Below are 12307 nucleotides of genomic sequence, written 5' to 3'. Positions count from 1 at the left end.
ATCTGTCAGCGTGAGAGCTCGCGGTTCGACAGGACCAGGAGAGCGCGCAGAAGGTCGGTGGCGCGAGCGGGGTCGGTGCGGAGTTTGGTGAGGATGCGCCAGGTCTTCAGGTGCGCGAATCCGTGTTCGACGGGAGCGCGTGCGGCGGCCAGGACCCGGTTGGCCTGCTTCTCGCCGGGGGTGAGCTTGCGGGCGCGGGTGGCCTTGTAGCCGGTGACGATCACCGGGTCGTCGCTGTCGGCGGTGGGGCCGAGGAAGCCGAGGTCGGCCAGGGAGCCGAGGCCGGCCGCGCGCAGGTGGGTGAGGATGTGGTCGCGGCGGGCTGCGGTGATGTCGTGGGTGTGGCCGGGGCGGGCCGCGGAGATCCAGATCAGGCGGCCGTTCTCGTCGGTGAGGGCGAGGAAGTGCAGGCCGTGACGGCGGTGTTTGCCGGAGTAGTTGGGCCTGTTCGCGGCGCCGGTGCGGCGGACGGTGGGGATCAGGGTGCCGTCGATGAGGACGACCTCGCCACCCCGTTTCGCGATCTTCTTGCATGCGCGGTCCAGGCGGGGTGCGCGGGCGGCGAGCAGGGATATCAGCTCGTCGCGCCAGCGGCGCACGGTGGTGTCGCCGACGGCGTTGCCGCCGGCCATGTCGGCGATGCGCTGGCCGTGGCGGAGCACGGCGAGCACGATGATCACGATCCGTCCGGGCGGCAGGGCTCGCCAGCGGGATCCGATCTTCTTCAGGTGGCGGCTCAGCAGATCGGTGCAGTATTCGTTGGTCCTTCGGGACACCGGCAGGCGGCACTGGTAGACAGGGAAGCCGGCGTCCCCGGCGGGCTCGTTGATCCTCTTCATGCACACGTCGAGCCAACGGCCGCCGGGGGCATGCCGGTTACGGGCGCGGCCCTCGTCCCTACGGTGCGATCTGGAAGCGTCCGTCAGGCAGTTCGCGCAGCCAGCCCCGCCCGGCGAGCTTGCTCAACTTGCCGCGCAGCGGCTCCAGTCGGCCCTTCGCCTCGACCTCGAGGCCAAGCTCGACGCCGACGTCCTTGACCCGGATGAGGCCACCGGCATTCCGCACGATCTTCATGAGTCGCTGGTAGTCCGGCGGCAGGACCTCCTCGCCCGCGCCCGCCTCCCGGTGCGGGACCAGCAGCACACCGCGCCCGCCCACCTGCACCGTCGCTGCCTGCGCCGACGGTCTCTCGGCGTCCAGCTGGGCGTGCATCCGTTCCCACACGCGCATCGCCACCACGAGTTCCTCGCGCTCGGCACGGACCGCATCGAGCCGACGGTGTGTAGACGGATGCCGCGGAGGCCAGCGGACTGGGCACAGAGAGTGAAGGAGCGGTAGGCGTAACGGTCGACTCCGCACAGGTCGTAACCGGAGGATCATGTTCTCCCTGAGGGGCGGTGCTCCTGGTGAGTTCCGGCTTGTGCGGTCTCCGCGTGCGACGGATTCCAGAGCTGGTCGGCCTCGCCGCGTGCGAGGTGATCTTCGTAGATCCGCACCTTGTGGCGCATCACATTCAAGGTCTCGTGCAGTTCCTGGATCTGGGCCTCCACGTGGTTCTCGTGCCGGCGCAGCAGCTCAAGTCGCTCGTGTTCGTTGCCCGGGCCTTGGCGGGCTAGCTCGATGTACTGCCGGATCGTCGCCAGTGACATGCCGGAGGAGCGCAGTTTCGTGCAGATCGCCAGCCACTCCAGATCTTCCTCGTGATAGATCCGACGGCCGTTGGACAGGCGGCGCACTGGGTTGGCGAACAGGCCCTCCCGCTCGTAGAACCGCAGTGCGTGAACGCTGAGCCCGCTGCGTTCCGCTACTTCACCGATGCTCAGGTCCATGACCGCTCCGTAACGCAGTTCTTGATCTAGACCCGACTCTAGCTTCTAGTGTCGAGCCGTCAGCAAGTCGGCCGGTCAGGCGATTGGAACAAGGGGAGAGCATGAGCGTTTGGTTTGTCACCGGTGCATCGCGTGGGCTCGGCGCGGAGATCACCCGCGAGGCGCAGGAGCGCGGGCACAGCGTGATCGCGACGGCGCGGGACGCGGCGGCGGTGCGTAAGGCGTACCCGGGGAAGACGGACGGCTTGCTGGCGGTCAACGCGGACGTGACCGAACCCGAGCAGTTGACGGCCGCGGCGGAGGCCGGCCTGGCGGAGTTCGGACGGATCGACGTCGTGGTCAACAACGCCGGCTACGGCCTCGTGGGCGCGATCGAGGAAACGTCCGACAGAGCCGCACGCGCTCTCTTCGACGTCAACGTGTTCGGCGTACTCAACACATTGCGGGCAACCCTGCCGACGTTGCGCGCCCAGCGATCCGGACATGTCCTGAACATCGGCTCCGTGGGCGGCTTCGTCACGGCGCCGGCGGCGGGCTTGTACGGGGCGTCGAAGTTCGCCCTCGAGGGCATCTCCGAGGCGCTGCACGGCGAACTGGCCCCGATGGGCGTACGTGTCACGATCGTGGAGCCGGGCGGCTTTCGCACGGACTTCCTCAACAGCTCGACGAGCATGCAGGTCGAACCGGCCTCCATCGTGGACTACGTCGTCGGCGCGGGGCCGGTGCGCGAGGCACTGGCCAACTACGACGGCCGTCAGCCAGGAGATCCGGTGAAGGCAGCGAAGGCCATCGTCGACATCACCGAGGTCACCGAGCCGCCGCTGCGACTGCAGTTGGGCGCGGATGCGATCGAGCGTGTCGAGGCGAAGCTGGACCGGGTGCGACGTGAACTTGACGAATGGCGCCACGTAGCACTCTCTACCGGCATCTGAACCGTTCCGGGTTCGGTGGGGACTCGACGCGGATCGGGCGGGCCGGCGTCACGTGCCGCACGTGGACAAGGACGTCGAACCACTCGGCCAGGGATCCTCCCGTCATGTGGTGGGCGGTGTCGTTGTCCGGGTCGTAGCGCGGTCCGATGACCCGGGTTCTGGCAGTCCCGGTGAGCCAGTCGGCGACCGAGCGCGGGGGATCCGCGCGAAGGTCCAGGAGATAGTCGCCGCCCATGGCGTCCAGGACCGACTCCACCAGGGGCGGGGCGGGCCGGGGCACCCGATGGGGCGGGGCGTCGCTGTACGTGGCCAGTTCCCCGTCGCCGAAGGTGAGGCCGATCGACAGGTACCGGGATCCGAGGCGGTCCTGGAGGTGGCTACCGGCGTTCGGGGAACCGCTTGCGGGATCCGGCGGAAAGACGACGGCGCGGGTGCGCCCCTTGGAGGCATGGGTACAGGAGGACCACAACAGCACCTTGTGACCGGTGTGCCGGTACCACCAGGCGGCGTTCTCGGCGAACGCCCCCTCGTAGTAGTCCATGTTGTGTGGATCCGACGGATCGTCGGGGTGGTCGTGGAGTTCATAATATTGGACGATCACGCGAGCGTTGCGGAGCGCCCAAGCGTGGCCGTCGTGGCCGGGCAGCGCTCCTACAAGGTCGTAGGCATCCTGTGCGCGGTCGCGCCAGATGCTCCTGTCGGGGAGCGCGCGGAATCGACGTGTGTGCGCGGATACCTTGCCATCCGGCCGGAGTTCGGCGTAGCAGGCCAGGACCTCGCCCAGCAGTTCAGGCGCGGCCCGGCGTACGTAGGCGGTCACGGTGCCGTATGCCGACGTCCCTGTCTCATGGGGGCTGACCCCGACGAGGCGGACCGGCTCGTTCGGGTGGGTCTGGTTGAACGCGCGCATCCACCGCAGGAGGGCGAGTACCTCTTCCGTGCGGGCGAACGGCTCCGCGGCCTCCAGCATCGAGACCGGATCCCCGGTGCCGGTGCGGAGGTAGGTGTCGAGCAGCACGCAGAGCGTCCAGTCCTGGTCGAGGGCGACGGCGCGGAATCCGGCCTCGTCGACCAGAAGCCGGGCAATGCGCACCTGCATGGCGAAGAGTTCATGCGCTCCGCGTGTCCCGGCGCCGTATCCCACCACAGCCGCGTCTTCCCCGAGCATGCCCAAGAGAGGCCGCAGGTCCTCCAACGGCGCCAGGGGGTCAACGGTCGTCAAGGAGCACGCCGTGCTTTTGATCCAGTTCCGAACCGCCGCATGTCGTTGTGCTGAGAGTGTCATAGGGACACTCTCGTAGCTCAAGTCCGGTGGAGGTCAAGCACCGCCGTCGGCGAGCTCCTTCCCCGCGGGACGGACCCCAGCCGGCCCGATCCGGGGGTTAAAACTCAAGCTTAAAGAAGCCGGTGCTCTGCGTTCTGGCCCGCTCGGTCCGGTGGCCGCGCCACGAAGGAGACGGCATGCGCCGAGCGGAAAGGCAGACGTTGACCCGAGCCGGATAGGCCCGGTTGCGTGCCGTGCCTCCTGCCCTCGACCGCCCGGGTCATCGGTGGAGAGCGGCTGGTCCTGTCGTTGATGGTGGTGAGGCGTCGGTGAGGTCGGCGCCGTTGGTGGCGTCGCGCTCGGAGTTGTGGACGCCGTGCCAGTCCAGGCACATGACGGTTGCGTCGTCGTGGAGGTGACCGTCTCCGGCGTCGACGATCGTTTTGATGAGGGTGCGGGCGGCTTCGCGGGGGTGCAGTTCGCGGGTGCGGATGATGAGGTCTGCGAGGTCGAGGTTCTCGGCGTGGCGTTCCAGCATTCCGTCGGTCAGCATGATCAGCCGGTCGCCTGGCCGTAGGTCCAGCGTCTGCATGCGGTAGGTGTTGGCCTGTGATGTACGGACGTTGAGACCGAACGGCCGGTCGACTTTCGGAACGATCTCCTCGACCTTCCCGTCGCGAATCCGCAGCGGCCAGGGGTGCCCGGCGTTGACGAACTCCGTCCGGCCGTCGAGCAGGCTGATGCGCAGCAGCTGGCCGCTGACGAAGCCGCTGCGCCCGTGGTCGCGCATGGCCTGGTCGGCGTGGCGGGCCTGTTCGGCTAGGTCGGCACCTTCCCGCCGGGCTCGTCGCAGGGCGCTCACCACCAGGGTGGCGAGCAGTGCGGCGTCGACGTCGTGGCCCATGGCGTCGGTCACGGAGAGCTGGACGGTGTCCCGGTCGATGACATAGTCGAAGGTGTCGCCCCCGACGTGTTCGGCGGGTTCCAGGGCCCCGGCGACCGCGAACTGCGCCGCCTCACACGCCAGCGACGCAGGGAGCAGCCGGTGCTGGATCTCCGCGGCAAGGCTCAGGGGCTTGGTGCGCCGGCTCCACTGGTACACGTCGCTGTGGGACCGGTTGGCGATGACGATGTACGCGAGCGCGTGCGCGGTCTCGCCGATCTCCCGCATCACCTCCGCGTCCGGTACCGCGGGCACGAACAGTTCCAGGAGTCCGATGGCGTCCCCGCGGTTGGTCACCGGGGCGACCACGCGCACATGCCGACTCTCGCCCTCGTGCTCGACCTGCGGCTGCTGGGTGCGGATCACGTCCTCGTACAGGGTGCCGCGCAGCGGGATCCGCGGGGCCGGCTCATCGGTCTCGACGCTGTCCGCGGCCCCAATCCGTACGACCGAACTGCCTGTGAAGTCAGTGATCAGGAACGACACGGACGCCGCCCCGAGGTGCTCCCTGAGCATCCGCGCGACCACGTCGAGCGACTCCACGGGCGCCGCGGCCTCCGCAGCTTCCAACACTCCCGCCAAAGTCATCGCCCAACCAGGGCGGCTTCCGCCCGCGCCAGGCCGAGACGCCCCCACGCCATCCGGCTCTCCTGCGCTCACAGCGACCCCTTACTGCTCGATGCCGCCCGGGACTGTCGTTCCGGATACGCGAAAATCCGCGCCGAAGCGGCACCGGACAGGCCCCATTGCACCATGAGGCTCTCGGGGTCCGGCCTCCCGGCTGGCCCGCCCCTCTCGGACCACGTGCGGCCAGGGACTGCACCGGTCGTGAACCCTGTGTCGCGGGGCACCCGTCATGGTCCGGTTCGTCGACCCGGGCACCCGGGCGGATCGACGCACAATCGTAGTCAATGCGCCTCGTAAAGCCGTTCGCACACCTTGGTTGGGCCCCGGCCGTTCCGGCGGGCATGAAACCCCCGCGCCCCGCGAGACGATCGAGCACATGGTGTCCGCTACGGCGACGATGCGGCCATCCGGTACGTACCTTGCTGGCCGATCTGGCCGTGGTCGCGGACACCACCGCCCTGCTCTGCGTTTGGGGGCAGGGGCAATAACAAGCGCCGTGTCCGGTAACCCCTGCCAGCCTGCACGAGAGCGCGATGCGGCTCACCGTGCCCCAGTGCCCGTAACGTTGGGCAGCGGCGCATTGGAGAACCTACGTACAAGAGCGGTGGACCTTGGGTACGAGTGGAAGGCAGCGCGGTGAGCAACTCGCCGACACCTGCGCTGAAGCCGGACGCTGCCGACTGCACCCCATCGGCCAGCACCGGAGCACCGTCTCCTGCATACCGCCTGCTGCCACGACGTATGCGCGTAGCCTGCCCGGCCGGCATGACATCGGCACCGCGCTGCGGCGGACACCGGCATCGGTGTGGAACGACAATCTGACGGACTGCGCCGCCGCGCTCACTTATTACGCGGTGCTCGCGCTTTTCCCCACCCTCCTGGTCACGGTCTCGCTGATCGGGATCGCCGGCCCCTCGGCCACAGAGAACCTCATCAGCAATGTGATCGCTGTTGTCCCGGCCGAGTCACGCCCGGTAATGCACAGCACGCTCAGGAGCATGGCCGACCAGCGAACGGCTGCCTGGGTTCTGGCGGTCTTCGGCACGATCGGCGCTCTGTGGTCTTCCTCCAGCTACCTGGGAGTCTTCCGCCGAGCCCTGCACGCCATGCACGGCGTCGAGGACCTCCGCCCCGCATGGAGGACAGCACCACGACTGGTGATCACCGCTCTGGTATTGCTGGCGCTCCTGGTCACCAGCGCCCTGGTGCTCATCCTGACCGCCGAAGCGGCCCCCGCCCTCGGCCGGTTCGTGGGCATGGACAGCATGGCCGGCACCGCATGGAACGTACTGAAGTGGCCACTTCTGCTGGGCCTGGTCGCCGTCCTGGTGCTGGTGTTGTTCCGCTCGGGCCCTGCCCAGACGCGCGGCGTGCGGCAAAGACTTCTGGGAGACGCTCTGGCCATAATCCTGTGGCTCGCCGCCTCCGCCGGCTTCGCTCTCTATGCCTCGCAGGTCGGCTCCTACAATCGGCTGTACGGCTCCCTCGCCGGGATCGTCGTCTTCCTGGTGTGGGTCTGGCTGTCCAACCTCGCCCTGCTCATCGGTGCCCAGTTCAACGCCGAACTAGCCAAGATCCGCCGCTGATAAGAACCTGCCGCTCTCTCACCCCAAGGAAACCCAATGGCCGGGCGGTTCGGCCAAGAGGCATCAGGGGGGGGCGACTGGAGAATGCCGACAGTGTTGCTCGCTTCAGTGGGGTGGCCGGTCCGTGGTGGCAGCTGTTGCGGTCGTTGCTGTTGTCGAGTGTCGCGCTGCCGTGCTCTCGGTCGGCCACCTACTCGACCTTGAGCGAGATTCGGATATCCCGCTTATCGGGGCGGGGCCTGAGGTGTAGTTGTTCTGGGCTGTCGGCCGAAAGCATGAGGGGGAAGCCTCTCCGGTCAGGCTCAGCGTCTTGGCTGTTGGCTCTACGGGTGACCGCCTCCAGCTGCTCCGCCAGGGTCACCGCGCGCTCCGGGTCCTTCCCTAGGCCGGAGTTCGCCGACCAGTTCGGTCTCGATGTCGTGGGACCGCGACCCCCAGCGTCACACGGGGCCCAGTTGAGGCTCGTCGAAGGCGGCAGACCTTGCGCCATCGTGACGCGTGCACGAGCCGCTCGTGATCCCGTCTCCACTGGCTGGGCCGCCGGCTGCGGTCGCCAACAGCAAGGTCCAAACAACCCGGGCGTCACGCCAGCGAACCCGGCCATGACACAATCAAACTGATTCGGCGGTGGTCAATGTCCGCCACGGTCGCTGAGGTACCCGACGACGCGCTGTTGCTCCGCATGCCCGCCCACATCTCCTGGGCGAGCCGACTGTAGGGACACGTACCGTCCCTGCGTGAACCGCCGCGCAGAGCGCCGCTCCACAACGCGGGTACCGGAACGTCCAAGCAAACTACCCCTGGCTGGGAGCTCGTAATGGCGCGGATAGTCCTGCGTGACAAGACCGCGAAGAATTCTGGGGAGCGGGTTCCCGGAAAACCTCCCCTTTCTACGCTCGGCCGGGTGCTGGCCATGATGCTGGCCTTCGCGGGGTCGGTCGTATTCGCGGTGGTTCTGGCCCGGCTGACTCTGGAACCCTCGGCAGCATCCGTGCCGCTGACGCACAATAACCTGCGCCCTGGTGACTCCATCCGTGCGTACCTCGCGCATCCCATGGCCCCCGACACAGTCAAGCAGCTCGGCGGCAATATCGTGATGGGGATACCGTTCGGTGTTCTACTGCCAGTACTGGTACCCCGAACGCGAGGACTGGTCCGCGTAGCGGCGGCCACCGCTCTTGTGATGATCCTCGTCGAACTCGTCCAAGGCGCCCTCATTACCGGGCGCGCCTTCGACGTCGATGATGTTGTGCTCAACACCACGGGTGCCCTCATTGGTTACCTGCTGATCGGCCGCCGGATGGGTCGCGCAGTGCATCCCCGACGCCACCACTGGTGGCACCGGTTCACCAAACGCCAGGTGACTGCCAAAGACCCGGCATAGGTGCGCCGCGCCCCCTGTTCCGCCGCCAATGTCGAGGTCCGTGCAGATCCGGGAGACCTCGCTCTTCGATATTCCGGTGTCCGAGCCGAGGGCTTTGACGAGGTCGTCGACGGGTGGAGACGCCGTGGACGTATGCCTCCATGACGACCGCGTAGAGGGCCTGGTCGATCCGGCGCCGGCGCTCGAGCAGGCTCGGGAAGAAGCTGCCGGCCCGCAGTTTCGGGATCGCGAGCTCCAGGTCGCCCGCCTGCGTGGTCACGGTCTTCTCCCGGTGCCCGTTGCGCCAGGTGGTGCGGATGTCGGAGTGCTCGCCCCACTCGGCGCCGATCCGGGCGGTGGCCTCGGCCTCGATCAGTTCCTGCAGCAGTCGTTCGGCGACCTCGCGGACGAGTTCAAGACCATCAGCCGAACGTAGTGACTCAAGCAGGCGAAGTAGGTCATGCTGGGACAAGGCCACCGTGTACCTCCCAAGGTTGAACTGCCCGTTCACCAAGGACAGTTACACGGTGGTCTGCCAGTTGAGCAGGGAGCGGGCACCGGCAGACGGTGCATTCCAGGGAGCGGAAACCGCGCACTCAACCGCGGAGGTCCCCTACACCACACAGCGGGCTGCCATCCGGCCGCCCGGCAGGCGCGCCGTGATGCGGCGGATGAGCTGCGTACGAAGGTGGTGGGCCACGGTGACGGGTCGGCGCTGGGTTGCGTTCGCGGAGCGGGGTGGGGTGTCGGTCGAGCAGCTTGGTGCACCGGCTCGTGGAGCGGGCGCAGTTCGGCGAGGACGGAGCGGTCTCGGTGGAGCCGTTCTACCTGGCGGAGGTGTCGGCGGGCGGGCGTCGTGAGTGGCTGGTACGAGGCGGGGAGCTTCGTGGCCGCGCGCTCTGCGCAGATTGAGTGAGCTGGCACAGCCGCGCCTCCACCCAGCCCAACTGCGCACCCGCAGGTCTGGCACGTGACTGCTGCTCAGTTCCCCCTGGCCGACGGCGCCAGGTCCCTGTAGTAGGGCTTGCACGCCAGGCGAGCGTAGTTGCCGTCAGTCAGGCAGACCTCGATTCGGTCAGCCCCGCCCGGAACGTCGGCGCGAACGTTGAGAGTGAAGCCGGCCGTCCGGTTGCAGATGACACCCGTGCGGTTGCTGCCCAGTAGTTGTCCATTGGCGTCGTAGGTCGTCATGGAGGTCGCCCGGCATCCGCTGGAGCTGATGGCCCGGTGCTCACCGTCGAGAGTGACCGACCGGTTGTACCAGGTGGCCGTGCCCAGGGTGTAGGTGGCCCCGTAAGGGACATGGATCCCCGGGGTGGTGGGGTAATCGGCCGCCTGCGCGCTCGTCGCCGGCAGCCCGAGGAGCATGCCAGCCGTCAGAGCCGCGGTGCCCAGGCCGGCAGTCATCTTCATACGGCGCATACGAGCTCCCAGGTTGAGAAGCGGAAACACAGGAGAAGTCCCCTCAGCCTGACCAGGGCACACCAATGCGTCTACGGACTGTCCAGACACATCAATCTGCCAGCCCATGGGATACGGCTCTCGGGTCGCGCAGCGGCTGACCTGCCGTCAACGCCACGGGCGACCCGGAACCGCGCTGATGCGGCGATGACCTGCGGATTCCGGCGCCTTGATCCCCTGCACCACCTGGCGGGACGCCACCCTCGGTGAGCTTCGCGGGAGTCCGGCTGTCCGCTGCGGCGGGAACTCCGGCAGGTGATGCGCCTGGTCATGAGGGTGATGGCGGCCCAGGTGATCAGCGATTCGGAGTGCTGGACCAGCCGTTCGTAGTCTCTCGCGTGTCTGCGGGCGTGCGTGATCCAGGCGAGGGAGCGTTCGACGACCCAGCGGCGGGGCAAGATCACGAATCCGCTTGACCGTGGACAGCTTGTCGCCCCGCTCCTGGCCCCGTACTCGCGCATCGGCTCGACTTCGAGGGCATAGTCGCCGATGGTGAACCGGGCTGACGGAGCCGGCCTTGTCGGCCGTCCTGATCTCTTCACACATGCATGGCATTCACCACCCACTGCAGGCCGGGGCACAGCCCCCAGCAGGATGTGATCGGCAAACGGGTGCTCCAGAGGCTGACCGCGCGGCCACGTCGCAGTGGCGGGGAAGGGATCGAGGCTGATGCCGGAATCAGCCGGCACCTCGGTGGAGAGGAACCGCACGATGGAGACATCTGAGCTGGAGAGCAAGGTCCAGAAGCTGGAGACGGGTCTGGCCGTGCAGGAAGCGGCCATGGCCGGAGCCCAGGCAACGCAGGCCGCGGCCCAGGCGGGGATGACCTCGACCTTCGCCGCCACGCAGAGCGGGACATGGGCGGTGATGACCGCGGGCAGCGCGGCCTTGATCGTCGGTATCTTCCTCGGAATGGCCATCGCCAAGGACTGACGGCCCGCTCCCGCCCTGCCGGGAACACCGTGCTTGCGCCGCCCCCGCCGGACCTTGGCCTGGCGGGGGCGGCTCGCTGTGAAGGCTGGCTGGGGCCCGCAAGGACCGATAAGTCTGTCTGCGATAGACGTTCCCCCTTAGGGGCCAGGAAATGACCGTGACGGTCCGGGATCACCCGTTTGCGAGGGGAAGCGGCGATGCCACGCTCGAGATGGATGCGGCTCGGCGGCGCGTCACGGCTCCCCGTGTCGTCGGTGGCCTCTGTCGCGGGGCTGCCGAGCGGTGTCAGGAGTCGTACTGGTCGCGGCTGCCGGACTTGGCCAGTCCGCGGCTGATCATGTAGCCGATGGTCAGGAGCACGATGTACAGCCAGGCTTTGTCGGCCCGGAAGTAGTCTCCATGGTCGTCCTCGGTGCCCACGAGCATCGAGGCGATCAGGACGGCGATGACGCTGGCGATGTAGACGAAGAACTCGGTTGTTTTCAGGGCCGACTTCGTCTCGGTCGCCAGGCGCCGGGTCCTTTTGCCAGCAGGGTCGGCGCCGGTGTGGCGGCCAGGGGAGCCGGCCGGGTTCGCAGTAGTCATGGCATGCATCCATTCCTCTGTGCGAAACAACGTCCGATACAAGCAAAGCCCTATATGACCTGATAGCGCAACGCGAGCATGTACCGGTCGGTAGGTCGCACCTCCCGAACAACGGGGGAACCTCAGATTGCGCAGGGATGGTCATGAGCGAACAGCGCTCTCCAGCCGGTCCAGGTGCCGCTGGAGCTGTGTGAAGCTGGCGTTCTCGGCGGAGGCTGTAGGCCTACGTGCTGCGGGCAGAGCAATGCCTTGCTGCTGAGCGGCTGCTCCCGGGCGGAGCGTCCAGGGGGCCTGCCTGGTATTGGTCAGCCATTCGTTCGCCACAGACGGACCATGATGAAGCCGAGGACAGGGCGCGGGAGTGTCCAGCCCAGGTCGTCGCCCAGTTGCTTGAACGAGGGGCCGTGCCCGTGTTCGGCACGGAAGGCCACGGTGAACCCGGCAGCCTGCGGACCGCGGCCTGGGTGTTCGTCCTTCCACTGCCCGTAGGCGACCTTGACACCGTGCCTATGTCGACGGGTCCGGGCGCCCGCGCGGGTTCCGTCACCAGTTCGGATATGCCGAGGCAGGTCAGGGCTATGCCCAGGGTGATGGCCAGAGCCCCGGCGGCTGCTTTCAGGGTGGCTGTGGGGCCGTGCCACAGAAGGTGCGAACGTGCTGGGTTGTGGCGCGGTCGGCCGCGCCCCCGCGAGGGGGGGGGGGGGCCGCGGGCGGTGGGGGCGGGCGAGAGGCAGCCGCGCGCCCCCCGCCGGGGCGCCTCGCGGGCGCCGGGGGGCCAGGCGGG

The 12307-nt window shown here is 68.0% G+C and carries 12 protein-coding genes and 2 pseudogenes; 5 read left to right on the top strand and 9 right to left on the bottom strand.

From position 1 onward, the window contains the following. Positions 1 to 5: 5 nt before the first annotated feature. The 3 genes from ACFWSK_RS30900 to ACFWSK_RS30890 form a co-directional block, all read right to left on the bottom strand. On the bottom strand, positions 6 to 839 hold the full coding sequence (locus ACFWSK_RS30900; protein WP_383793329.1) for a transposase family protein: 834 nt from the start codon (positions 837 to 839) through the stop codon (positions 6 to 8). Positions 840 to 897: 58 nt separating this feature from the next. Further along, positions 898 to 1236: a hypothetical protein gene (locus ACFWSK_RS30895; RefSeq protein ID WP_383793326.1), complete on the bottom strand. Its 339-nt coding sequence runs from the start codon at positions 1234 to 1236 to the stop codon at positions 898 to 900. A 140-nt stretch (positions 1237 to 1376) separates the two neighbouring features. Continuing rightward, positions 1377 to 1829: a MerR family transcriptional regulator gene (locus tag ACFWSK_RS30890; protein ID WP_383793323.1), complete on the bottom strand. Its 453-nt coding sequence runs from the start codon at positions 1827 to 1829 to the stop codon at positions 1377 to 1379. Between the two features lie 101 nt (positions 1830 to 1930). Between ACFWSK_RS30890 and ACFWSK_RS30885 the strand changes: the two genes are divergently transcribed. Further along, entirely contained in the window at positions 1931 to 2761 is an 831-nt protein-coding gene (locus ACFWSK_RS30885) for an oxidoreductase (RefSeq protein ID WP_383793320.1), read from the top strand. On the opposite strand, the gene ACFWSK_RS30880 is transcribed toward ACFWSK_RS30885, so the two are convergent. Continuing rightward, positions 2748 to 3860, bottom strand: coding sequence for an erythromycin esterase family protein (locus ACFWSK_RS30880; protein WP_383793317.1), 1113 nt, complete (start codon positions 3858 to 3860; stop codon positions 2748 to 2750). The genes ACFWSK_RS30885 and ACFWSK_RS30880 overlap by 14 nt on opposite strands. Before the next feature lie 445 nt (positions 3861 to 4305). Further along, a complete protein-coding gene (locus ACFWSK_RS30875; RefSeq protein WP_383793315.1) occupies positions 4306 to 5556 on the bottom strand; it encodes a PP2C family protein-serine/threonine phosphatase in 1251 nt (416 codons plus the stop codon). Between the two features lie 650 nt (positions 5557 to 6206). Between ACFWSK_RS30875 and ACFWSK_RS30870 the strand changes: the two genes are divergently transcribed. Together ACFWSK_RS30870 and ACFWSK_RS30865 are read left to right on the top strand one after the other, a co-directional pair. Beyond that, on the top strand, positions 6207 to 7181 hold the full coding sequence (locus tag ACFWSK_RS30870; RefSeq protein WP_383793312.1) for a YihY/virulence factor BrkB family protein: 975 nt from the start codon (positions 6207 to 6209) through the stop codon (positions 7179 to 7181). 817 nt (positions 7182 to 7998) lie between these two features. Beyond that, positions 7999 to 8565, top strand: coding sequence for a VanZ family protein (locus ACFWSK_RS30865; protein ID WP_383793308.1), 567 nt, complete (start codon positions 7999 to 8001; stop codon positions 8563 to 8565). Between the two features lie 30 nt (positions 8566 to 8595). Here ACFWSK_RS30865 and ACFWSK_RS30860 read toward each other — a convergent pair. Next, a pseudogene (locus ACFWSK_RS30860) lies at positions 8596 to 9022 on the bottom strand (transposase); the annotation flags it as partial. Positions 9023 to 9303: 281 nt separating this feature from the next. On the opposite strand from ACFWSK_RS30860, the gene ACFWSK_RS30855 reads away from it, so the two are divergent. Continuing rightward, complete coding sequence (locus ACFWSK_RS30855) at positions 9304 to 9456, top strand: hypothetical protein (protein ID WP_383793306.1); 153 nt, start codon at positions 9304 to 9306, stop codon at positions 9454 to 9456. A gap of 69 nt (positions 9457 to 9525) precedes the next feature. Here ACFWSK_RS30855 and ACFWSK_RS30850 read toward each other — a convergent pair whose 3' ends face one another. Both ACFWSK_RS30850 and ACFWSK_RS30845 read right to left on the bottom strand, forming a co-directional pair. Next, positions 9526 to 9957, bottom strand: coding sequence for a hypothetical protein (locus ACFWSK_RS30850; protein WP_383793303.1), 432 nt, complete (start codon positions 9955 to 9957; stop codon positions 9526 to 9528). Between the two features lie 302 nt (positions 9958 to 10259). Further along, positions 10260 to 10421, bottom strand: a pseudogene (locus tag ACFWSK_RS30845) (IS5/IS1182 family transposase); the annotation flags it as partial. Positions 10422 to 10716: 295 nt separating this feature from the next. Here ACFWSK_RS30845 and ACFWSK_RS30840 point away from each other — a divergent pair. Next, the gene (locus ACFWSK_RS30840; RefSeq protein ID WP_383793301.1) at positions 10717 to 10938 is read left to right on the top strand and encodes a hypothetical protein; all 222 of its coding nucleotides are present in this window, start codon (positions 10717 to 10719) and stop codon (positions 10936 to 10938) included. Positions 10939 to 11223: 285 nt separating this feature from the next. Here the strand turns inward: ACFWSK_RS30840 and ACFWSK_RS30835 are convergent, their stop codons facing one another. Further along, a complete protein-coding gene (locus ACFWSK_RS30835; RefSeq protein WP_383793298.1) occupies positions 11224 to 11523 on the bottom strand; it encodes a hypothetical protein in 300 nt (99 codons plus the stop codon). Positions 11524 to 12307 lie beyond the last annotated feature (784 nt).

Source organism: Streptomyces sp. NPDC058620 (genome assembly GCF_042717135.1).
Classification (GTDB): domain Bacteria; phylum Actinomycetota; class Actinomycetes; order Streptomycetales; family Streptomycetaceae; genus Streptomyces.
The sequence above is the reverse complement of the archived record's forward strand: the minus strand, read 5'-3'. Positions and strand labels throughout refer to the sequence as shown.